18 protein-coding genes are annotated in these 21,959 nt (G+C 59.0%); 5 read left to right on the top strand and 13 right to left on the bottom strand.

Features of this window, described 5'->3' with window-relative positions:
- Positions 1–44 precede the first annotated feature (44 nt).
- On the top strand, positions 45–311 hold the full coding sequence (yhcN, locus tag CBW22_RS04150; RefSeq protein ID WP_021508140.1) for a peroxide/acid stress response protein YhcN: 267 nt from the start codon (positions 45–47) through the stop codon (positions 309–311).
- A 59-nt stretch (positions 312–370) separates the two neighbouring features.
- Here the strand turns inward: yhcN and CBW22_RS04145 are convergent, their stop codons facing one another.
- The 5 genes from CBW22_RS04145 to aaeX form a co-directional block, all read right to left on the bottom strand.
- The gene (locus CBW22_RS04145) at positions 371–640 is read right to left on the bottom strand and encodes a barstar family protein (RefSeq protein ID WP_021508141.1); all 270 of its coding nucleotides are present in this window, start codon (positions 638–640) and stop codon (positions 371–373) included.
- A gap of 15 nt (positions 641–655) precedes the next feature.
- Positions 656–2,110 carry an NAD-dependent succinate-semialdehyde dehydrogenase gene (locus tag CBW22_RS04140; RefSeq protein WP_088516103.1) on the bottom strand — a complete coding sequence of 485 codons (1,455 nt, stop codon included), beginning with the start codon at positions 2,108–2,110 and terminating at the stop codon, positions 656–658.
- A gap of 111 nt (positions 2,111–2,221) precedes the next feature.
- Entirely contained in the window at positions 2,222–4,174 is a 1,953-nt protein-coding gene (gene aaeB, locus CBW22_RS04135) for a p-hydroxybenzoic acid efflux pump subunit AaeB (protein WP_088516102.1), read from the bottom strand.
- Between the two features lie 11 nt (positions 4,175–4,185).
- Positions 4,186–5,115 (bottom strand): p-hydroxybenzoic acid efflux pump subunit AaeA, encoded by a 930-nt coding sequence (gene aaeA, locus CBW22_RS04130; RefSeq protein WP_058759877.1) that lies wholly within the window; start codon positions 5,113–5,115, stop codon positions 4,186–4,188.
- A gap of 8 nt (positions 5,116–5,123) precedes the next feature.
- Positions 5,124–5,327: a p-hydroxybenzoic acid efflux pump operon protein AaeX gene (gene aaeX, locus CBW22_RS04125; protein WP_021508145.1), complete on the bottom strand. Its 204-nt coding sequence runs from the start codon at positions 5,325–5,327 to the stop codon at positions 5,124–5,126.
- 258 nt (positions 5,328–5,585) lie between these two features.
- Between aaeX and aaeR the strand changes: the two genes are divergently transcribed.
- Positions 5,586–6,503 carry an HTH-type transcriptional activator AaeR gene (gene aaeR, locus CBW22_RS04120; RefSeq protein ID WP_058771467.1) on the top strand — a complete coding sequence of 306 codons (918 nt, stop codon included), beginning with the start codon at positions 5,586–5,588 and terminating at the stop codon, positions 6,501–6,503.
- A 326-nt stretch (positions 6,504–6,829) separates the two neighbouring features.
- On the opposite strand, the gene tldD is transcribed toward aaeR, so the two are convergent.
- The 8 genes from tldD to csrD form a co-directional block, all read right to left on the bottom strand.
- Complete coding sequence (gene tldD / locus CBW22_RS04115; RefSeq protein ID WP_021508147.1) at positions 6,830–8,275, bottom strand: metalloprotease TldD; 1,446 nt, start codon at positions 8,273–8,275, stop codon at positions 6,830–6,832.
- A gap of 64 nt (positions 8,276–8,339) precedes the next feature.
- Complete coding sequence (yhdP, locus tag CBW22_RS04110) at positions 8,340–12,158, bottom strand: AsmA2 domain-containing protein YhdP (protein ID WP_088516101.1); 3,819 nt, start codon at positions 12,156–12,158, stop codon at positions 8,340–8,342.
- A gap of 47 nt (positions 12,159–12,205) precedes the next feature.
- Entirely contained in the window at positions 12,206–13,675 is a 1,470-nt protein-coding gene (rng, locus tag CBW22_RS04105) for a ribonuclease G (protein ID WP_021508149.1), read from the bottom strand.
- Positions 13,665–14,258, bottom strand: a complete 594-nt coding sequence (locus CBW22_RS04100) for a Maf family protein (RefSeq protein ID WP_088516100.1) — start codon at positions 14,256–14,258, stop codon at positions 13,665–13,667. The genes rng and CBW22_RS04100 overlap by 11 nt, the downstream gene beginning before the upstream one ends.
- 8 nt (positions 14,259–14,266) lie before the next feature.
- Positions 14,267–14,755: a rod shape-determining protein MreD gene (gene mreD, locus CBW22_RS04095; RefSeq protein WP_031279826.1), complete on the bottom strand. Its 489-nt coding sequence runs from the start codon at positions 14,753–14,755 to the stop codon at positions 14,267–14,269.
- On the bottom strand, positions 14,752–15,786 hold the full coding sequence (mreC, locus tag CBW22_RS04090; RefSeq protein WP_021508152.1) for a rod shape-determining protein MreC: 1,035 nt from the start codon (positions 15,784–15,786) through the stop codon (positions 14,752–14,754). Before mreC ends, mreD begins: the two co-directional genes overlap by 4 nt.
- A 268-nt stretch (positions 15,787–16,054) precedes the next feature.
- A complete protein-coding gene (gene mreB, locus CBW22_RS04085) occupies positions 16,055–17,098 on the bottom strand; it encodes a rod shape-determining protein MreB (RefSeq protein ID WP_003855260.1) in 1,044 nt (347 codons plus the stop codon).
- A gap of 311 nt (positions 17,099–17,409) precedes the next feature.
- Positions 17,410–19,356 carry an RNase E specificity factor CsrD gene (gene csrD, locus CBW22_RS04080; protein ID WP_088516099.1) on the bottom strand — a complete coding sequence of 649 codons (1,947 nt, stop codon included), beginning with the start codon at positions 19,354–19,356 and terminating at the stop codon, positions 17,410–17,412.
- Between the two features lie 306 nt (positions 19,357–19,662).
- On the opposite strand from csrD, the gene msrP reads away from it, so the two are divergent.
- The 3 genes from msrP (at position 19,663) to aroQ (ending at position 21,955) form a co-directional block, all read left to right on the top strand.
- On the top strand, positions 19,663–20,667 hold the full coding sequence (gene msrP, locus CBW22_RS04075) for a protein-methionine-sulfoxide reductase catalytic subunit MsrP (protein ID WP_088516098.1): 1,005 nt from the start codon (positions 19,663–19,665) through the stop codon (positions 20,665–20,667).
- Positions 20,668–21,270 carry a protein-methionine-sulfoxide reductase heme-binding subunit MsrQ gene (gene msrQ / locus CBW22_RS04070; protein ID WP_088516097.1) on the top strand — a complete coding sequence of 201 codons (603 nt, stop codon included), beginning with the start codon at positions 20,668–20,670 and terminating at the stop codon, positions 21,268–21,270. It abuts the gene before it with no gap.
- A gap of 232 nt (positions 21,271–21,502) precedes the next feature.
- Positions 21,503–21,955: a type II 3-dehydroquinate dehydratase gene (gene aroQ, locus CBW22_RS04065; protein WP_021508156.1), complete on the top strand. Its 453-nt coding sequence runs from the start codon at positions 21,503–21,505 to the stop codon at positions 21,953–21,955.
- Positions 21,956–21,959 lie beyond the last annotated feature (4 nt).

The following is a 21,959-nucleotide window of genomic DNA, read 5'->3' as shown; positions in this document are numbered from 1 at the left end:
CCTCTTCGTGCCGCAGGTTGTTGATTCTAATGAGGAGACGAATTATGAAAATCAAAACAACCATCGCAACCGCTACGCTGCTTTCTCTGTTCGCTTTTGGCGCTTCGGCTGCCCAACTGGTAACGGATGAATCCGCGCAGAATCTGCAATCTACCGGCCAGACTATTACCGTTAGCGGAACAGGCGGCTCACCTATGGATTACCGCGCTCAGCTTTCTCAGAAAGCCGATGAGCAGGGTGCCAGCGCGTATAAAGTGATTGAAGCGCGCACCGGTGACAGCTATCACCTGACTGCAGAGCTGTACAAATAATTCCTCGTCAATTCTGACGAACCCTTTGGCCCCGCCTGCCGGGGCCCTTTTTGGTTGTGCTACTGAACATTAAAGCGGAGCTGGCCTTCCAGCTCCTCTTCTGCCTCATCGAATAGCAATATCAGCGCACCATAGCGGCGTTTCTGCCCTTTCCCCAGATTGATGAACGCAATTTCCAGCGGCAGCGGGATCTGCTCGCCGATGATCATTTCCCACAGATCGTCCAGATCGTGAATGGTGCGATCCGCCAGCGCGAAACGTTCGCAAAACTGACGGTAGAAATGAGCCTGATCGACGATTTCATTGAAGTCGAAACGCTCGGTTCTCATGGTGACATCCTCTCGCTACGCCAGACCGCCGAGGTGCAGCGCTTTGACTTCCAGATACTCTTCCATGCCCAGCACCGATCCTTCGCGTCCCAGTCCGGACTCTTTCACGCCGCCAAACGGCGCCAGCTCGGTCGAGACCGCACACTCGTTGATCCCAATCATGCCGGCTTCCAGCGCCGCCGAAACGCGGAACACGCGCTGCAGATTCTGCGTATAGAAGTAAGCCGCCAGACCGTATTCGGTGTTGTTGGCGCGCGCGATCACCTCAGCTTCATCGTCAAAGCGGAAGCAGGCGGCCACCGGACCGAAGGTCTCTTCCTGCGCCAGCTGCATCTCTTCATGCGCATCGGCAATCACCGTCGGCTGCCAGAAGTTGCCGCCCAGCGGATGGCGCTCGCCGCCCACCAGCAGTTTCCCGCCTTTGCTCAGCGCATCTTTGACATGCTCCGCCACTTTCTCCACCGCAGACGGCTCAATCAGCGGCCCGACCACTACGCCCGGCTCCACGCCGTTGCCCACTTTCAGTTTGCCCACCGCCTCAGCCAGCTGATGCACAAAGCGGTCGTATATTGCGTTGTGGATATAGAAGCGGTTAACGCTGACGCACACCTGGCCGGCGTTGCGGAATTTATTGGCGATAGCCCCCTGCACCGCCGCGTCGATATTGGCATCGTCAAATACGATATAGGGCGCGTTGCCGCCCAGCTCCATCGAGACTTTCTTCATGGTTTCGGCCGCGTTCCGCATCAGCGTTTTCCCCACTGCGGTGGAACCGGTAAAAGAGATTTTACGCACCGCGCGGGAAGCCATAATGGCGTCGCTGATGGCGTGCGTGTCGCCGGCTACCGCGTTCAGCACGCCGTCCGGCACGCCCGCTTTTTGTGCCAGCGCCACCAGCGCAAAGGCGCTGAGCGGGGTGTTATTGGCCGGCTTGATGATGCCGGTGCAGCCGGCCGCCAGCGCCGGGCCGAGTTTGCGCGTCAGCATCGCCATCGGGAAATTCCACGGCGTGATGGCCGCGACCACGCCAATCGGCTCGCGCGTCGCCAGAATGCGTGAACCGGCTTTGGCCGGCGGGATAATTTCGCCGTTGGCGCGCTTCGCCTGCTCGGCAAACCATTGAATAAAGCTGGCGGCGTATTCTACTTCACCCTCGGCTTCCTGCAGCGGTTTGCCCTGCTCGGCGGTCATCAGCTGGCCCAGCCAGCTTTTGTGCTCAATGATCAGCTGGTACCAGCGATAAAGGATTTCGCTGCGCTGTTTGGCGGTTTTGTCGCGCCACGCCGGAAAAGCGCGCTGTGCGGCGGCAATCGCCTGTTCGGTTTCAGCCTTGCCGGCTTTCGCCACCTGCGCCAGTACCTCGCCGGTGGCCGGATTGGTGACATCAAAGGTGCTGCTGGCGGTGTGCCACTGGCCGTCCGCGAAGTAGCCAGTGTTGAACAGTTCGTGTTGTTGCAGGGAAGTGGACATCGTTATTCTCCTGTCAGTGAGCATCCTGTCAGGAAAGTATAGATGGCAATAATCGGGCAATGAGGGTCAGCGTGGCATCAGGCCAGCCGCTGCGCCAGGCAGCGGCCAGTTTCAGATTTGGATGAGGGTGTTCTGGTACTTATCCAGCATCATCGACAGCCGTTTCACCGGTTCCGTCACGCTGGCCGGGGCGGCATAGTGCTGCAGCTTCTGCTGATAAACGTCCAGCTCCTGCAGCAGGCGCTCAAAGTAGTAGCGCCGTTTATCATCGCTGCTGGCCGCAATAATGCGGTCGGCGGTGGCGCGCAGCTGGCGGTGATACGCCGACAGATCGGCATTGACCGGTACCTCCGCGTTGCGCAGGCGCTGATGACCAATAATCAGCGTGAGCGCAATCCGGTATTTGTCTATATCGCCTGGGAACAGGTTAAGCAGCAGGAACAGCTGCTGATAAAGCGCCGGTAAATGGTTTTCACGCCGGCGCGCCTGATTGGTGGTCAGCGCTGCCACCGCAGCATACATAAAGCGATTCAGCAGCTTGCGTCCGGTGCGGGCTTTGGATTTGTCACGAATCAGCAAAATCACCATCATCGCTACAAAGCTGCCAATCCACTGGCCGAGCGCGTTGTCGAGAAACACGTTGAACTCAAACTTCATCGGGTTATCCAGCACCAGCACGTTGATGGTGCCGATCAGCGCGCCCAGCGTACCAATCTGCCGCCGCTGTACAAAGATGCCGCCGATAAAGCCGAGTGCGCCAATCGCGATACACAACAGCAAGGCACTTTGCTGGGTGCCCGGCAATACCCAGATGAAGTAGAGCATGCCCAGCGGCACCGCAAAGGCCATGCCGTAGAAGAAGTCTTTCGCCATCATCAGCGGATTCGGCATACGCATCGCCAGCGCGGTAATCACCGCCAGCATCACCATGCAGCCGCTGCCGGAGGTCCAGCCGGTATACAGCCAGAACAGCGAACCGAGCGCGGTGGCGACAAAGGTGCGCACACCATTGATCATCGCATGATGCGTTTCCGCTGAGCGCGCCTGGATCACCACCTCACGCTGCAGAATGCTCTCCTCCAGCGTGGTGATACGGCTGTTACTTTTGACGCCATTGATCAGCAGCAGATATTCGGTCGCTGCGCCGACCCAGCTGGCCAGGGTAAACGGCACGCTTTTACTGCTGACGCCAATAACGCGGCGCATCAGCTTCATGCGCTTATGTACGTCACCGACGCTGGTTACCTCTTTTTCAATCAGCAGGCGATACTGCGGCGGGATGTAATCCGGGCGCGAATTCTGAATCAGGAAGGTCTCAGCGGCCTGAGTAATCAGCGTCAGCGATAGCGTGTTGAGCATTTGCAGCCGGCGGCTGGTGTTGCTCCAGCGCGACGACTCCATCAGCAGCTGGCTACGCATGCCGTTGAGCGCGGTCGTGCGGCGCACCAGCGCGCTCCAGGCTTTGTCGACTTCCTCTTTATCCTCGTGCGCCACGCACAGCTGCAGCAGGCGGTAGTGCGCCACCAGCAGCGCATCCACTTCCGCATCAATCACTTTCTTGATCGAGCGCGGAGAGAACAGCATGTCGGCGAGAATGGCGCACAGGATACCGAGCACAATTTCGCTGCAGCGCTCCACGGCGAACTGCGGCGCCAGCGTCAGGCCGCCGCTGGCATCCGCGGTCACCACGATGATCAGCGCGGTGTAGCCAGCGAGGCCCAGCGCGTAGGAGTTTTCGACTTTAATCAGCGATGAGAGCCAGACGCACATACCGGCCCACAGGCAGCACAGCAGCAGCATCACCACCGGCGCGCGCACCGTCGCAATCATGATGGTGAGTGCCGCGATACAGCCGATAAAGGTGCCGATAATACGCAGAACGCCACGGTAGCGCAGCGCGCCAGAGTAAGGATCGCCGCCCGCGGCAAAGGCGGTGCCGCCAGCCACGATGCCGGCGGTCATCACCGCCCAGCGCGGCGTTTCCAGATTGAAGTGAAAGCCAATCATCAGCGCCGCCACCAGCGCGAAGGTCAGCTTTACCGGGAAACGCAAAAACTCAATCATATCGCCCCCGCTTAACCAAACTCACGCAGGCGGTTGAACAGCTGCGCCATCGGCGACACTTTGGTCTGGCGGTCTTTGTCACCGGTGATCACCACGGTGGCGGTGGTCCCCGCCGGGAAGCGGTTGCCGGGCTGATCGTCAAGGCGAATACGCACCGGCACGCGCTGCGCCAGACGCACCCACTCGAGGTTGGAGTCCACGGTGGCCATGCCTTTGCTGTCGACGCTGCTGCTGCTGTTGGTCACGCCAGCCGCGATGCTGTCAACCGTGCCGCGCAGCACCGTGTTGCTGCCCAGCGGGGTAATTTCCGCGCGGAAGCCGGGACGCACGCCATCCAGCTTGGTCTCTTCCATGTAGGCCAGCACGTAGAACGAGTGCTGCTGCACCAGCGCCACGGCCACCGAGCCGCGCGTGATGAATTCACCCTGATAGACGTTGAGGTTGGTGACCCAGCCGTCGGACGGCGCTTTGATGGTGGTGCGATCGAGGTCGATCACCGCCAGATCGCGCGTCGCCACCGCTTTGGCCAGCTGATGTTCGCTGGTCTGCAGGTCGCTGTTCGACTGCTCAATGGCTTCACGCGACATCGCGCTGGTACCGAGCTGGTTACGGCGCGCCGCTTCACGGCGTTTTTCACTAACCAGCGCCTGGTAATATTCGACATCCGCCTGCGCCTCATCCAGCGCTTTCTGGTAGCGCGGACGGTCGACGATAAACAGCGTATCGCCTTTTTTCACCAGCTGGTTGTCGTGTACCGGGACGTCGGTGATCAGTCCGGTCACGTCCGGGGAGATCGCCACCACGTCGGCGGAGAATTTGGCGTCACGCGTCCACGGCGACTCGGTATAGAACACCCAGGCGCGGAAGATGATGACAACAGCGATGATAACCAGCAGGAGCGTAATGGCGTAACGCGCGATTTTTCTTATAAGCGCTTTCACTTAAAACCTCAGACGAATAGACGGGATACAAGGTAAAACACACAGCAATACAGCGCTGTGTTAAAAAGTGCCGGATGCCACACCAGATCGTAAATCCCGCTGGGCGTCAGCACGCGTTTCACCAGCCAGAACAGCGCCAGCGAAACCAGTAGTTCAATGAAGATGGGCGGAAAAGACAGCCCGAATACGACAAATACCGGAAGCACACTCATTTCGGTTCCTTAGTTCGACCTTGCCGGATTGCACCGATACCTGCCCTCATGCCCTCTGGCACGTCGGGTTGATGATAGTGGGGTGACGGATAATCTGATGACAACATTCAGGCCGCGTTGAGCTAATCATAGCGTATCATCGGGTAAACACTGCCGTGTTCAGGTGCGGTGAAGAGACCCAGCGTGCGTATAGTAACGCGCTTGACTATACGTTTTCTACATATTGTGAGCTAAATCACTTTTTAGCCAGAGTAAACAATGGAACGACTCAAAGGCATGTCCATTTTCGCCAAAGTGGTTGAATTGGGCTCATTTACCGCCGCCGCACGCCAGCTGCAGCTCAGCGTCTCGTCAATCAGCCAGATTGTTGCCAGACTGGAAGATGAGCTGCAGGTGAAACTGCTTAACCGCAGCACCCGCAGTCTGGGCCTGACCGAAGCCGGTAAGATTTATTATCAGGGCTGCCGCCGCATGCTGGCAGAGGCCTCGCAGGTGCACGAACAGCTGTACGCCTTCAACAACACGCCGATCGGGATTTTACGCATCGGCTGCTCAACCACCATGGCGCAAAATGTCCTCTCCGCCATGACCAGCGAGATGCTGCACGAATACCCGGGACTGAGCGTCAACCTGATGACCGGCATACCGGCGCCGGACCTGATTGCTAACGGGCTGGATGTGGTGATACGCGTCGGTGAGCTGCAGGATTCCAACCTGTTCTCGCGCCGGCTGGGCGCCATGCCGATGGTGGTATGCGCGGCGAAGAGCTACCTGGCCCAGCACGGCACGCCGGAAAAGCCGGCTGAAATCGACAACTTTTCCTGGCTGGAGTACAGCGTGCGCCCGGATAACACCTTCGAGCTGGTGGCGCCGGAAGGTCTGGTGACGCGCCTGACGCCGCAGGGACGTTTTGTCACCAATGATTCTCAGACGCTGATTCGCTGGCTGAAAGCCGGCTGCGGTATCGCCTATGTGCCGCTGATGTGGGTGATTGATGAGATTAACGCCGGTGAGATCGATATTTTGTTTCCGCAGTATCACTCGGAGCCGCGCCCGGTGTATGCCGTCTATACCGAGAAGGATAAGCTGCCGCTCAAGGTGCAAGTGTGTATCAATTATCTGACCGAGTATTTCAGGCAGGTGGCAAGGCAGTATCAGCAGCACCGCAAAAGTTAGCCGCCGTCTGGCGCTGGTGTGGCCGGCCTGAAGGGCGCATACGGGAAAATGCGGGGCAGTTATGCATGCAAGGTCACCCTGAAAGGTGACCTTGCAAAACAATTGCGTAATGCCGATCAGTTAAGTACCAAATTCAATTACCGCATATTTCGTAGCGGCGCGATTAATCGCGCGTACTACTGGCAGCACCGTTCCCATCCATGCTTCGCGCAATAAATTGCGCCGCTACCAAAGTGTGCGTGCTGTTTACTCATAACTAACAAGCATTGTACAAACCCATTGCGCGGTTTTGACAGGGTGCGCACTGATGCGCACCAGCATGATCATTAAGCCGTTCCGCCCACGGTAATTTTATCCAGCTTCAGCGTGGGCTGACCTACGCCGACCGGCACGCTCTGGCCCTCTTTACCGCACACGCCAACGCCCTTATCCAGCGCCAGATCGTTACCGACCATGGAAATCTGCTGCATCGCCTCAATGCCGGAGCCGATCAGCGTCGCGCCTTTCACCGGTTTGGTGACTTTGCCGTTCTCGATCAGATAAGCCTCGGAAGTCGAAAACACAAACTTGCCGGAGGTGATATCGACCTGGCCGCCGCCAAAGTTAGGGGCATACAGACCATACTCCACACTCTCAATGATCTCCTGCGGCGTCGATTTGCCCGCCAGCATATAGGTGTTGGTCATGCGCGGCATCGGCAGGTGCGCATAGGATTCACGACGACCGTTACCGGTAGGCGGCACGCCCATCAGACGCGCATTGAGCTTGTCCTGCATATAGCCTTTCAGCACGCCGTTTTCGATCAGCACGTTGTACTGTCCCGGCACGCCTTCATCATCCACCGCCAGCGAACCGCGCAGCCCTTGCAGGGTACCGTCGTCAACCACGGTGCAGAGTTCGGACGCCACCAGCTGGCCCATCTTACCGCTGAAGACGGAGGTCTCGCGGCGGTTGAAATCCCCTTCCAGACCGTGGCCCACCGCTTCGTGCAGCAGCACGCCTGGCCAGCCCGCACCCAGCACCACCGGCAGCGTACCGGCTGGCGCCGCGACGGCAGACAGGTTAACCAGCGCCATGCGCACCGCTTCGCGCGCCCAGACATCGGCCCGTACGTCGCCGCTCTCATCGGCGAGGAAAAATTCGTAGCCGGTACGCGCACCGCCGCCGCTGGCGCCGCGCTCGCGTTTACCCTGATCTTCCACCTGAACGCTAATGGACAGGCGCACCAGCGGACGAATATCCGCCGCCAGCGTACCGTCAGTGGCGGCGACCAGCACCTGCTCGTAGACGCCGCTCAGGCTGGCATTCACTTCCTGCACACGCGGATCGGCGGCGCGTGCCACTTTATCAACCCGGTGCAGCAGCGCGATTTTGTCTTCGCGCGTCAGGCTGTCCAGCGGATTGACCGGCGCGTACAGCGAACGGTTAAGCACCGCGGAGAGCGCGTGCGCTTTGCCGTTGCCCTGCTCGCGCACAATACTGCGCGCCGCTTCGGACGACTGGCGCAGGGCATTGAGGCTGATTTGATCGGCGTAGGCAAAACCGGTTTTCTCCCCGCTTACCGCGCGGACGCCCACGCCCTGGTCGATGTGATAAGAGCCATCTTTAATGATTTTGTCTTCCAGCACCCAGGATTCATGGAAGCTGGACTGAAAATAGAGATCGGCATAGTCCAGACGACGTTCTGAAAGCTGCCCTAACAGGGAAAAAAGGTCCTGCTGATTAATGCTGTTCGCAGCTAGTAACTGCTCACTTACCAGATTCAGAGTCATCGTTTCTCACTCATTATGTGCTCGGATAGTCATAGCCTGCGGCAATTCCCCGACGGCGTCAAATTCACTTCTTATCGGCTTCGCGCGGTTTGCGCAGCACTTCATTGATTTCCGGCTTATCCAGCGGTCCGCTAATGTGATAGCGCAGCAGCGAAATCTTATTCCATAACGGTGCCAGCACCTTGCTGGCGGCAAATACCGCCGCGCCGACCACCGGGTTAATCACAAACGCGGTGGCCACGCCAACCGAGGCGCCGATCTCCGGTGCCACCACCGCTTCCATGTCGATTTGCCGCTGCACCAGATCTATTTTGCCCTGCATGGCGATATCCGCTTCGAGGCCATCCACCAGCAGGTTATCGGTGCGCATCACGCCGTTTTCAATCCACGCCGTGCCGTTAATCGAATCAAACCAGAAACCTTCATTAAAGGTATCGCTAAAATCGAAGCGCAGCTTACGCAGCAGGGCATCGAAGCTCACCAGCCGCAACAACTGTCCGGCACGACCGGTGTTCACATCCGCAATCTGCCCTTTGCCGAAATGGGTTTTCAGCGTGCCGCTCAGCGTCTTTTCTGAAGGCTGCCACGGTGCGGAGCGCCAGTGCAGGTCATAATCAATTTTGAACGGCGCATCGCGCAGCGGCGTGTTCATGCCAAACCAGTTGGTGGCATCATTGATATTTTTGCCGCTCAGGCTGCCTTTTAGCGAGGTGCGCTGCTCGCCCGCTTTGTTCACCCATTCACCCGCGACATTGAGCTTCGAGCTGCCGGTGTCGACGCTGCCGTTAGTGAGTGCTAACGTCTCTCCCTGCGGCTGGAGCCTGGCCTGAATGTGGCCGAACTTCTGGCCGCGCAGCCAGCACTCAGCGCAGTTGAGCTGCAGCGCTGGCCAGCTGCGGAAATCAATGCCACTGTCCCCGCTGAACGGCGAGGAGGCCTTGCCCGCTTCACCGTCACTCCATTGCGGATTGTAATAAAGATAGCTCAGGTCGATTTGCCACGGCGCGTGTTGTGCGGTTCGCAGGCTGCCGCGCGCTTCGCGGCTCTCCAGTTGCAGCTGCGTACTGCCGCCCGCGCCCTGGGTCACCGTGGCAGTAACATCGTGCCACTGCTGGCCGCCGAGCGTCAGGGCCGGAGTGCGCAACGTCACATCGCCCGGCAGCAGTGCGCCGCCGATGTCCGTCTCGCCCTGCGCATTGCGTGAACCCGTCGTGCCGGTCATCAGCCCCAGCCAGGCTTCGCCGTCCAGCGCCGGCAGATTAAGCACCATCCCGCGCCGATCCGGTAGCGCCGGCGTGCTTTTGGCATCATTCAGCCAGATACCGCGATCGACGCGCAGCTGCGGCTCCAGCAGCCAGCGGCTGTTAAAGCGATGGTGCTCACGCACGCTGCCGCTGAGGTTAAAACTGTGCAAATCGCCGCTGGCATTAATGGCGATGGGCAGTGCCTCACCGGCCTCTTTATCCAGTGGTGGAGGTAAGTGACTGCTCACTGTCTTGCCGTCACCGTTGATATCAACCTTGTAGCGCGCCCCACCCTGATGCGGCAGCGTGATGTCGACATTGCCCTGCCACGCCAGACTGCCGCCCAGCTTACTGCTTACGCTGGCAGGCAGCATGGCCAGTTTTGCCGGCTGCCAGTCGCCCAGCAGTTTGACGTTAACGCCAAAATCATCGGGATTTTCCGTGGTGCTGAAACGCACGCCGGTGGGCTGACCGAACCAGTTGGCCTGCAGCTCTTCACTCTCCAGGTTCCCGTTGTTGTAGCGGAAACGTCCGGTCAGGTTTTTCAGCGTGGTGTTGAGCGGCTTAATGTGCAGGCTGTTGTTATTCAGCACCACGTTACCGCTGGCGTGCACCAGTTCCCCATCCAGCGGAATATCCAGGTTGAGCGAACCACGCACGTTGCCGCCAATCTGCAGCTGCTCCAGCGCCGCACCCAGCGTGGATTTGAGCGGCGTGCGGGCGAAATAGTCGGCGATATCTTTACCTTCGCCGCTCAAATCACCGTCAATGATCAGCTTCTCTTTCAGGTAATCCGGGATTACCGCACTGACGTTGCGCGCGTCCACCGCGCCCAGCCGGGTTTGCGCCGCCTTCATCCACAGACCATCGTTGATAAAATCGAGGTCAATATCGAGGTTTTGCAGCGCCGGCCAGCCTGGCTGGAACTGGAAGGTAGCATTGCGCACCGGCACGGCCACTTCAAACATGCCGTCGTGGTGCTTGAACGGGAACAGACGCGGATCGCCGGCAAACAGCAGCGTGGCATTCTCCACCTGGCCGCCTTTGACCGCTTCGCTGAGATACTGCGTCAGATCGTGGCCCATCAGCGGCTCGGGGAAGTAGCGCCACGCATCACCGGCGTCTGTGACGCGAATCCCGGCAAGAATGTCGAGGCGCGGCGCTTTACCGACATTTTGCTGATAGCGAAAATCGCCGCGCGCCCATAGCGAACGTGCCTGCACGTCCAGCTGCTGGCCATCCAGCGTCAGGCCGTTAGCATCGCGCAGCCAGTTAATCCTGCCGGTGACCTGCTGAATCTGTAACGGCGCCTGGAACATATCGCCGTACGGCACTTCGGCCTGGCCCATCTGCACATCCAGCTGGCCGTGGTTAAGACTGCCGCTGGCGCTGCCGCTCAGATTGCTGATGCCCGGCAAAAGCTGCCAGTGCTGCCACGCCAGATCGCGCCAGCGCGCCTGCAAACGCGTCTGCTCCGGCTGCGCCAGCGGAATATCCAGCGCCAGCGCGTCGATATAGCCGCGCGGCTGCAGCGCCCGCCAGTTGTCCAGCAGCGTGGGCGAGAGCGGCGCAAACAGCGGCACCAGCGGTGCCAGACGCTGCAGATCGAGCCGGGTGGCGCGCACCCGCACTTCCGCTGCACTGTTCGCGCCGATCATCTGTTTATCTTCCGGCTTCCACAGCAGGGCGATATGGCCGGCATCCCAGGCCACGCCGTCAGTCATCAGCCGGGTTTGCGGCACCGTCAGGCTCCAGCCATTCTGGTAGCGCGCCAGATGCGCGGTCAGGCCATCTACCTGCAGCTGATGATCACCCTGCTCGCCGCGCCAGCGTGCGCCGCCTTTGCTCAGCAGCAGATCGCCCGCGTACACCTCACCGTCGCGCAGGTTGACCCACGCGGCCAGGCTGAAACGCGCGCTTTGCAGGCTGGTATTATCTCGCAGCCAGCGGCCAATCCACGGGCGCACGTCCACGTCATCGGCCTGCATCCAGATGCGGCCGTCGTTAAGTAACCCGTTGGTATCGTTAAGATCGAGCCGTACCTGCACCACGCCATGCTGGCCGGTGAAGCTGGACAGGCTCACTTCGCCTTCGGCGCGATGGCGGTTGTCCTCGTTCAGCCAGGTAAGGCGGGGAATCGCCAGTTCGGCATGCTGGCCGGAAGGCGTGAGAAAACGGATGCTGCTGTCGCGCAGATCGAAATGGTCAAACTGGCGTAAGAACAGATCGTTGATTTGGGCCGGTTTGAAGCTGTTTTTTTGCTCGTCGCTGGTGAGCAACGGACGGTTGGTTGCCAGCCGCAGCTGCCAGAAGGTGAGATCGCGAAACTGCCAGCGCCAGTGCAGCAGCGACTGCCACACATTGAGCGCCAGCGTAACGCGGCCAATCTGCAGCTCGCCATCTTTATCCATGTCGATACGCAGATCGCGCACCTGCAGGGTCGGGCCAAAATTCTCCCATTTTCCCTGAATTTCACTGGCATCGATGGTGACGCCGCTGACGCGCGAAAGTGTGTGCAGCACCTCGCCGCGATAGCTGTTGAGATGCGGCATCACAAGGCGCAGCCCGCTGACCAGCAGCGCCACAATGACGATGATTGCGGCGAGCAGCAGTAACAAAATCCCCGGCAACCGCCTCACACACCTCTCCTTGCTTTCCGTTGGGTTACGGCGTTCAACCTCACGACTTACATCATGACGACGTCAAACTGCTCCTGCGTGTAGAGCGGTTCAACCTGTACTTTGACCTGCTTGCCGACAAAAATTTCCACTTCGGCCAGCGCGTGCGACTCATCGCTTTTCAGCGCTTCACCCACTGCGGGTGACACGTACACCAGGAAGCTGTCGGAGTCGTAAGCGTGATGGACGCGGACGATTTCACGCATGATTTCATAGCACACGGTTTCTACCGTCTTCAGCGAACCGCGTCCCTGGCAGACCGGGCAATCGGCACACAGCACGTGCTCAATGCTTTCGCGCGTGCGTTTGCGCGTCATCTCGACCAGCCCCAGCGCAGAGAAGCCGTTGATGCTGGTCTTGACGCGATCTTTGCTCAGCGCGCTCTCCAGCGAGTGCAGCACGCGCCGGCGATGATCGTCATTATTCATGTCGATAAAGTCGATGATGATAATGCCGCCGAGATTACGCAGCCGCAGCTGGCGCGCAATCGCCTGCGTGGCTTCGATATTAGTATTAAAAATGGTTTCGTCGAGGTTGCGGTGGCCGACAAACGCACCGGTGTTAATGTCCACCGTGGTCATGGCTTCGGTCTGGTCGATAATCAGGTAACCGCCAGATTTCAGTTCCACCTTGCGCTCCAGCGAGCGCTGAATCTCGTTCTCCACATCATAGAGATCGAAAATCGGCTGCTTGCCGTTGTACAGCTCCAGCTTGCTGGCCATCTCCGGAATATATTCGCTGGTAAATTCCACCAGCAGATCGCAGGTCAGGCGCGAATCGACGCGAATGCGATCCAGCGCTGCGCCGGCGAAATCGCGCAGCACGCGCTGCGCCAGCGCCAGCTCGCCGTACAGCAGGCAGCGCGTCTGGTTGCGCTTCTTACGCTCGCTGACTTTGGTCCACAGGCGCTTTAAAAATGCCGCGTCCTGCGCCAGCTCTTCTGCGCCAATGCCTTCTGCGGCGGTACGAATAATAAAGCCGCCGAGATCGTCACAGTAAGCGGCAACCACCGCTTTCAGCCGCTCACGTTCGGCCTCGCTTTCAATGCGCTGTGAGACGCCCACGTGTGAAGCCCCCGGCATAAAGACCAGGTAGCGCGACGGCAGCGTAATATCGGTGGTGAGGCGGGCGCCTTTGGTGCCGAGCGGATCTTTCACCACCTGCACCATTAAATCCTGTCCCTGCCGCACCAGCTCGGCGATATCGCGCACGATAAAGTTCTTCTTCTCATCACCCGCCACGCATTCGGTGTGCGGCATGATGTCCGAGGCGTGCAGAAAGGCCGCTTTGTCCATCCCGATATCGACAAATGCCGCCTGCATGCCCGGCAGTACCCGACTGACGCGCCCTTTGTAGATATTGCCGACAATACCGCGCCGCGCTTCGCGCTCAATATGGATTTCCTGCAGAATGCCGCCGTCAATATAGGCAACACGGGTTTCAGAAGGTGTCACATTTACCAGCAGTTCAGCCGTCATCTTGTCCCCTTAACGCACGCAGCGACTGAAAATGGCTCAGCAGTTCGCTGGTTTCCACCAGCGGCAATCCCACTACGGCGTGATAACTTCCATTGATGCGGCGCACAAAGTTGCCGCCCAGGCCCTGAATACCGTACGCGCCGGCTTTATCCATCGGCTCGCCGCTGGCGATATAGTGCGAAATTTCCTCTGCCGTGATAGTGCGGAATGTCACGTCTGTGGTCACCAGGCAATCCAGTTCACCCTGCGCATCGGCCAGCGCCACGGCCGTCATGACCTGATGGGTTTGCCCGGCCAGTTTACCCAGCATCTGCGCGGCATGCGCCGCATCGCGCGGTTTCTCCAGCACTTCGCCATTCAGCACCACAATGGTATCAGCGCCCAGCACCGGCAGGTTCTGCGGCGCTATCCGCACGCCGGCTCGCGCCTTATCGCTGGCCAGACGCCGCACATAAGACTCCGCCGCTTCGCCCGGCTGACGCTGTTCTTCAACATCGGTAATCAGGCGCTCAAACTGCAGGCCAAGCTGCGTTAACAGCTCGCGCCGACGCGGTGAGCCGGAAGCCAGGTAGAGGGTTATCATTGTATTCCTTATTGCACAGCAAACTGACGGCGAATCTTTCTCATCAGTAAGAATAGCCAGGGCCACAGGATACCGTCGACCACGCTACTCCAGAAGATTTCCGGGCGGAAGGAGACGTTGATGACCAGAAATTCTGCCCAGAAAACAATCACATCAACCGCCAGCGACAGCACCATAACCATTAATGCCTGCTGCCACAACGCCAGATTGCGGAATAGCTGAAATTTAAAGGCCACCAGATAGGCGATAATGCTGAACGCCAGCGCACGCACGCCCAGCGTTGAGCCGGCGACCAGATCCATAATGGCGCCGAGGAAAAAGCCGGTGCCTACGTTGACCCGGTGCGGCAGCGCCAGCACCCAGTAGATCAGGATCAGCAATAGCCACGATGGCCGGAACATGTAAATCTGATCCGGCCACGGCATGATTTGCAGGATAAGCGCAACAAGGAAGGACAGCCAGATCACCCAACGCCCCTGGCTGCGATATCGACTCAAGGCTGGCCTCCGCGCGAGTTCGCCGGATTACCCTGCGAACGGCTGCTGGCGGCGGGCTGTGGCGGCCCCATCTGCTGATTTTGTTGCATCATGGCGGGTGCCGGCGGCCCCATTTCGCCCGCAGGCGGCAGCACCTGCGGCATCATCTGCATCAGGCGTTCGTTGGCCACGCGATGCACTTCGTCCGGTGCCATCGGCATGTCGCCGTTCTTATCCGCACCCCACAGCAGCAGCAGGTAGCGCAGACGCTGCAGACCGGCGGTCGGACGCGCCTGAATCACGGTATAGGCACGCTGCGTATCCACTTTCACTGACGACACCACGCCGACCGGATACCCTTCCGGGAAGCGTCCGCCCAGGCCCGACGTCACCAGCACATCACCGACGCGAATATCCGTATTGCCCGGCAGATGCTCCAGCTGCAGATCTTCGCTGCAGCCGTTACCGGCGGCGATGACGCGAATATCGTTACGCAGCACCTGAATCGGCAGGGCGTGCGAGGCATCGCAGATCAGCAGCACGCGGCTGGTCATCTGCCCTACCGCCACCACCTGGCCGACCACGCCTTTATCGCTGATCACCGGCTGGCCTTCATACACGCCGTTGACGCTGCCTTTATCGATGATCACCTGATCGGTGTAAGGATCGGTGCCGGTGGAGATCACCTGGGTCACCATTTTGTGCTCATCCTGACGCAGCGGCGAGCCGAGCAGCTCGCGCAGACGCGCGTTTTCCTGCTTGTATTGCCCCAGCATCAGCAGGTCACTGTTTTTCAGGAAGAGCTCACGGCGCAGCGCTTTGTTTTCCAGCTCCAGCTGCTGGCGCGAGGCCAGCGTTTCGGAAACGCCGTCAAGAAGCTGTCGTGGCCCGTTGGCCAGGAAGTAAAATGGACTGACCGACGTGTCCAGGTAGTTGCGGATCTGGGAGAACGTGCTGATCCGGCTGTCGGCGACAATAATCGCGATAGCCACAATCACGGCCAGAAACAGGCGCAACTGCAGGGAAGGTCCCCTGCTAAAAATCGGCTTCATAAATTCTGCGAATTCCTCGACATCAGGGAAGAAGCGTGAGTGTCAGCACTCACGCCTCCAGGGCTGGACGCTATACGCCGTCGTGCGCAGCGTCGCCAGTTACCCCGCATCCTGCAAACCGCAGTGACGACGTTGTGCCGCTGCTGCCCGGTGCCTGCTGCTGAGGCTGCCGTGCGGCATGCGATGGCCATCGTCCTGCCGTTGTGCTGATTTTGGGTATCGTCGCTATTCCCTGCGCAATTTGACCACGGTCTCAGCCGGAGAGGAATTACTCCTCGCTGAACAAATCGCCGCCATGCATGTCGATCATTTCCAGTGCTTTACCGCCGCCGCGCGCTACGCAGGTCAGCGGATCTTCTGCGACTACCACCGGAATACCGGTCTCTTCCATCAGCAGACGATCCAGGTTACGCAGCAGCGCGCCGCCACCGGTCAGCACCATACCGCGCTCGGAGATGTCAGACGCCAGCTCCGGCGGGCACTGCTCCAGCGCGACCATCACGGCACTGACGATACCGGTCAGTGGCTCCTGCAGCGCTTCCAGGATTTCATTCGAGTTCAGCGTAAAGCCACGCGGCACGCCCTCAGCCAGGTTACGGCCGCGCACTTCGATCTCGCGCACTTCGTCACCCGGATAAGCAGAACCGATCTCATGCTTGATACGCTCAGCGGTGGCTTCACCAATCAGCGAGCCGTAATTACGGCGCACGTAGTTAATGATAGCTTCATCGAAGCGATCGCCACCAATACGCACAGAAGAAGAGTAAACCACGCCGTTCAGGGAGATAACCGCGACTTCGGTCGTACCGCCACCGATATCAACCACCATCGAGCCGGTCGCTTCTGACACTGGCAGACCCGCGCCGATTGCCGCGGCCATGGGTTCTTCAATCAGGAACACTTCACGGGCACCGGCGCCCTGCGCCGATTCGCGGATGGCACGGCGCTCAACCTGGGTTGCGCCGACCGGCACGCACACCAGCACGCGTGGGCTGGGGCGCATAAAGCTGTTGCTGTGCACTTGCTTGATGAAGTGCTGGAGCATTTTTTCAGTCACGAAGAAGTCGGCGATAACGCCATCTTTCATCGGACGGATAGCTGCGATGTTACCCGGCGTACGGCCAAGCATCTGCTTTGCATCATGACCAACAGCCGCTACGCTCTTTGGGGAGCCGGCGCGATCCTGACGAATGGCAACCACAGAAGGCTCGTTCAGCACGATGCCTTGTCCTTTTACGTAAATCAGGGTATTCGCGGTACCCAGGTCAATGGACAAGTCATTGGAAAACATGCCACGAAATTTTTTAAACATACTAAGGGATAATCCTGCAAGCTGGGGGCGGAAAATAAAATCCGCCTACTTTACCAACCACGCGAAGCCGCTACAAGGCGCAAAAACGTTCTGCTTCGGTGAAAAACCAGGCTGAATAATTTTTCGCGGCGGTGCTGCCGTCCGACACCGGCGTTAAACGGCGCTAAGCTGCCGCTCTAAACGCAAATTCACCCGCCGGTCGCGGGTGAATTCCGACATAAAATCTAACATTTCCCGCCGCCGATCGCGCCGGCTGCGCACGGCATAAAGGCGAAAAATAGCCGCCTGCTGCCGTATCTGTGGCTGACGCGCTAAATCCGGTAACGTTGCGAGTGTTTCTTCACGTTACTGTTCACCGGCAGCGAAGGAGCAAAAAAGTCGCCCTGGCCGCCCGCGACGCCCAGCCCGGCCAGCGTTTGCCACTCCGCGCGCGTGCGTACACCGGCGGCAAAGACTTTGGTGGGCGTGGATTTACACACTTCCAGCAAACTTTGCACGAACAGCTGATTTTCTGTACGGCGCTCAATGTTGCGAATCAGACCCGGGTCGAGCTTGATCAGCTCAATCGGGAACTGCTTGATGTAAGCGCTACTCACCACCGTTAATCCGGCCTGATCTACCGCAATCCGACAGCCAAATGCGGTCAGCATACGGAAAACCGGCACTAAACGATTGATGTGTTGACAAACATCCGCCTCAGCAAGTTCAAATAAAAATCGTTTTCTTTGCGATTTACTGCACTGCAGCAGCAATTTTTGCAGCCAGCGCTGGAACGGCCGTTGCAGCAGCGAATCGATATTCACCGGCAGCGCCAGCGTTTCATCCGGCCAGACCTCCGACAGCGCCGCAATACGCATGACCAGCTGGCGATCCCAGCTGTCGGCCATGCCGAGCTGCAGCACCAGCGGCATGAACTCTGCCGACACTACCTCTTTATCGCCGTCGAACACGCGCGCCAGCATTTCACGGTGATGCACTTTGCCGTCCAGCAGCACCGCCGGTTTCTGGTACAGACGCGGGCCGCCGCGGTTCACGGTGTTTTCCAGCAGGGTGCGCCAGCGCACGCTGCCGCGCCCCATCTCCAGCGTATTGCCCTCGCCCACCGACCAGTTGTTGCCGCCCTGCAGCGCCGCCCGGCGCGTGGCCAGTTCGACATTCTCCATCACCTGCGACACCGACTCGCCACTGCGCCAGGCGCTGATGCCAATGTGGATCAGATCATCGCGATCCACCATGCGCATCGGCGGCAGCGAATCCACCGCGTTGATTAGCTGGTCGGCAATGCTGTTGGCCTCTTTCAAAGTGCGGTGCGGCAGCAGTACGGCAAAGTCGCTGCGGAAATAGCGCGCCAGCAGCGCACCCGGATAGCGCAGCACGAAGGTGGAGAGCATATTCACCAGGTCGAACAGGTATTCATCGACCAGCGTCGGCCCGAGGGTTTCATGCAGGGTGTCGAGGTCCGGCAGCCGCACCATCATCACCACACCGTGCGTGCCAACGTCTTCCTGGTCTTCCAGCAACGTGGCCAGCTGGTTATCGAAAAACAGGCGATTATTCAGGCCGGTACGCGAATCCTGCGCGGCAAAGGTGCGGATTAAGGTGTCGATACGCAGACGCTGCTCGCCGGCTTCCTGTAAATCCCCCAGCAGCAGATCGATAGCGCGGCTGGCTTTCGGCGGCCATTCGGCGATGGTATCGCTGCGCGGCGCGCGCTCGCCAGCCAGAATGCGCTCCGCGCGCGCCTCCAGCCGCTCCATATGCTGCCAGCGGCGGTTAAGCCAGCGGTGCGTCATCACCAGCAGCGCCGACATGATCGCCACCACCGTCAGCAGGATAATCAGCGTGTAGGCACCGGTGAACGAGCGGAACCAGGTTTTGGCGGGATCGAGCACCACCACGCGCAGCGCCATGCCCGGCGCGTGCACCAGCGGCACATCCAGTTGAATGAAACGGTTGGGCTCGTCTTCCAGCATCGGATTTTCATGGCGCGCGAGGCGGAACAGCACGGTATCATCGTGATGCAGTTCCAGCTGTTCGGCATTGATGACGGGCATCAGGCGCGTCAGCCACTGCGTCAGTTCCTGCGGTGACTGGCTGGCCAGCGCTTTATCGACTTCCGTCGCCAGCGTCTCCACGCGGTTCTCTACGCGCTGCTGCGACAGCCAGATAAAACTAAAAGCGCAGCCTACCAGCATCAGTAACATCGCCAGTAAGCTTAATAAGGTAATAAACGCAGAAAACTTGGTTGTTAATCGCATCCCTGTGCCTGTATCACTGCGGTTTATGAACGCCAGCCCACGGTTCGCGCCAGCCGCGCTGGTGCAAACCTGAGCAAATTATCACAATTACCGATCCAAATCAGCGCCCGCCCGGCGCCGGGTTTCGCCACCCTGCGGCGCGAGTATAACGTCAAAGTGTGAAGCGCTGGCTTCCGGGGCGGCTTTTTCGTCCTATTCTCAACAGAACGCACCGGCCAGGAAATTTCACATTTTGCCAGCGAAAGTGGCGCGCCGGGCAGCGTTTGATCATGCTAGCTGCAGTTAATCGATTTGCCGGAGAACGCCATGAAGCGCACGCACATCCTTACCGAAGCCGATGTTACGCCGGAAAGCATTTTTAATCTGCGCCGCCGCCAGGTGCTGAAAGCGCTGGGGCTAGGCGCTGCCGCGGCCAGTCTGCCCGGCGGCGCAAAGGCCGATGTGCTGAGCTGGTTTAAGGGCAATGACAGGCCGCCGGCGCCTGCCGGACGCGATCTGCAGTTCAGTAAACCGGCCCAGTGGCAGGCGGACCTGCCGCTGACGCCGTTTGATAAAGTCGCTGGCTACAACAACTTCTACGAATTTGGTCTCGACAAAGCCGATCCCGCCGCCAATGCCGGCACGCTGAAAACCGACCCGTGGCAATTGCGCATTGAGGGCGAAGTGGCGAAGCCGATGACGCTGGATATGGACGACATCTTCAAACGCTTCGCCATGGAGCAGCGTATCTATCGCATGCGCTGCGTTGAAGCCTGGTCGATGGTGATTCCCTGGGTAGGCTTTGAACTCAACAAGCTGCTGAAGCTGGCTGAACCCACCAGCAATGCCCGCTATGTCGCCTTCCAGACGCTATACGCGCCCGATCAGATGCCGGGACAAAAGGACCGCTTTATCGGCGGCGGGCTGGATTATCCCTATGTTGAAGGCTTGCGGCTGGACGAAGCGATGCATCCGCTGACGCTGCTCAGCACCGGCGTTTACGGCAAAGCGCTGCCGCCGCAAAACGGCGCGCCGATTCGCCTGACGGTGCCGTGGAAATATGGCTTCAAAGGGATTAAGTCGATCGTCAAAATTACCCTGACGCACGATCGTCCGCCCACCACCTGGAGCCAGATCGCCGCTAACGAGTATGGCTTCTACGCTAACGTGAATCCGCACGTCAACCACCCGCGCTGGTCGCAGGCGACTGAGCGCTTTATCGGTGCGGGCGGCATTCTCAAGGTGGAACGCCAGCCGACGCTGCTGTTCAACGGTTATGCTAAAGAGGTGGCCTCGCTGTATCGCGGTCTCGATTTACGGGAGAACTACTGAGTGCGCCTGACATTACGCCACGTTACGCTGCTGAAAGTGGTGCTGCATCTGGCGGCGTTTCTGCCGCTGGTGTACCTGTTTCTGGCGGCAAATCAGGGCTGGCTGAGCGCCGATCCGGCGAAAGATATCCAGCATTTTACCGGCCGCATGGCGCTGAAGCTGCTGCTGGCGACGCTGCTGGTGAGCCCGCTGACGCGTTATCTGAAGCAGCCGCTGCTGATTCGTACCCGCCGGCTGCTCGGCCTGTGGTGCTTTGCCTGGGCCTGTCTGCATCTCACCAGCTACTATCTGCTGGAACTGGGTTACGATCATCTGCGATTACTCGGCAGTGAGATTGTTTCGCGCCCCTATTTGTTACTGGGCATGATCAGCTGGATTATTCTGTTTGCTCTCGCCGTCACCTCTTTTCAGCGCGCCCAGCGCAAACTGGGACGCCGCTGGCAAACGCTGCACAACGGCATCTATCTGGTCGCGATCCTCGCGCCTGTCCACTATCTTTGGTCTGTGAAAGTGCTGTCACCGCAGCCGTGGATTTATGCACTACTGGCGCTGGCGCTGTTAGGCTGGCGTTACAATAAGTTGCGTAAACTTCTGCACCGATAATCCCCGCAAGGTTGTTTTCCTGCTGCGAGATCTGTTAAAAGGTGTGGCCTTCGGGCCTCGCCGGATCAACTTCGCAGATAAGACCAGTATTTTGCTGCGAATTGCCTCGAAACGGATATAATGCCCGGCTTTATTGCAAGCGAAGTCTTCTTTTTCACTCTGAAGAGTGACAAATGAAGGATGTCGCGGTATTTTACGCGATGCCTCACTGATTGCAGGAGATAGCCGCAAGATGGCGCATAAATTTCACATACTGCTGTTAAACGGACCCAACCTGAACCTGTTGGGAACGCGCGAGCCTGACAAGTATGGTCACACGACGCTGGCGCAGATTGTCAGCGATCTGACGCAACAGGCCGACCAGCACCATGTGAAATTGAGTCATTTGCAATCGAATGCGGAATACCAGCTGATTGATCGTATTCACGAAGCCCGCGGCAACGTCGATTACATCATCATCAACCCGGCTGCGTTTACGCACACCAGCGTTGCCCTGCGCGATGCGCTGTTGGCGGTTAGCATTCCTTTTATTGAGGTGCATCTCTCAAATGTGCATGCACGCGAACCGTTCCGACATCACTCCTATCTTTCCGATGTATCTGCCGGCGTCATTTGCGGACTGGGCGCCGACGGCTACTCGTGGGCTTTACAAACGGCCGTAAAACGCCTGTCACATTCCAATTAAACAG

The organism is Pantoea sp. VS1, assembly GCF_002207995.1.
In the GTDB taxonomy this organism is placed as follows: Bacteria; Pseudomonadota; Gammaproteobacteria; order Enterobacterales; family Enterobacteriaceae; genus Pantoea; species Pantoea dispersa.
The sequence above is the reverse complement of the archived record's forward strand: the minus strand, read 5'-3'. Positions and strand labels throughout refer to the sequence as shown.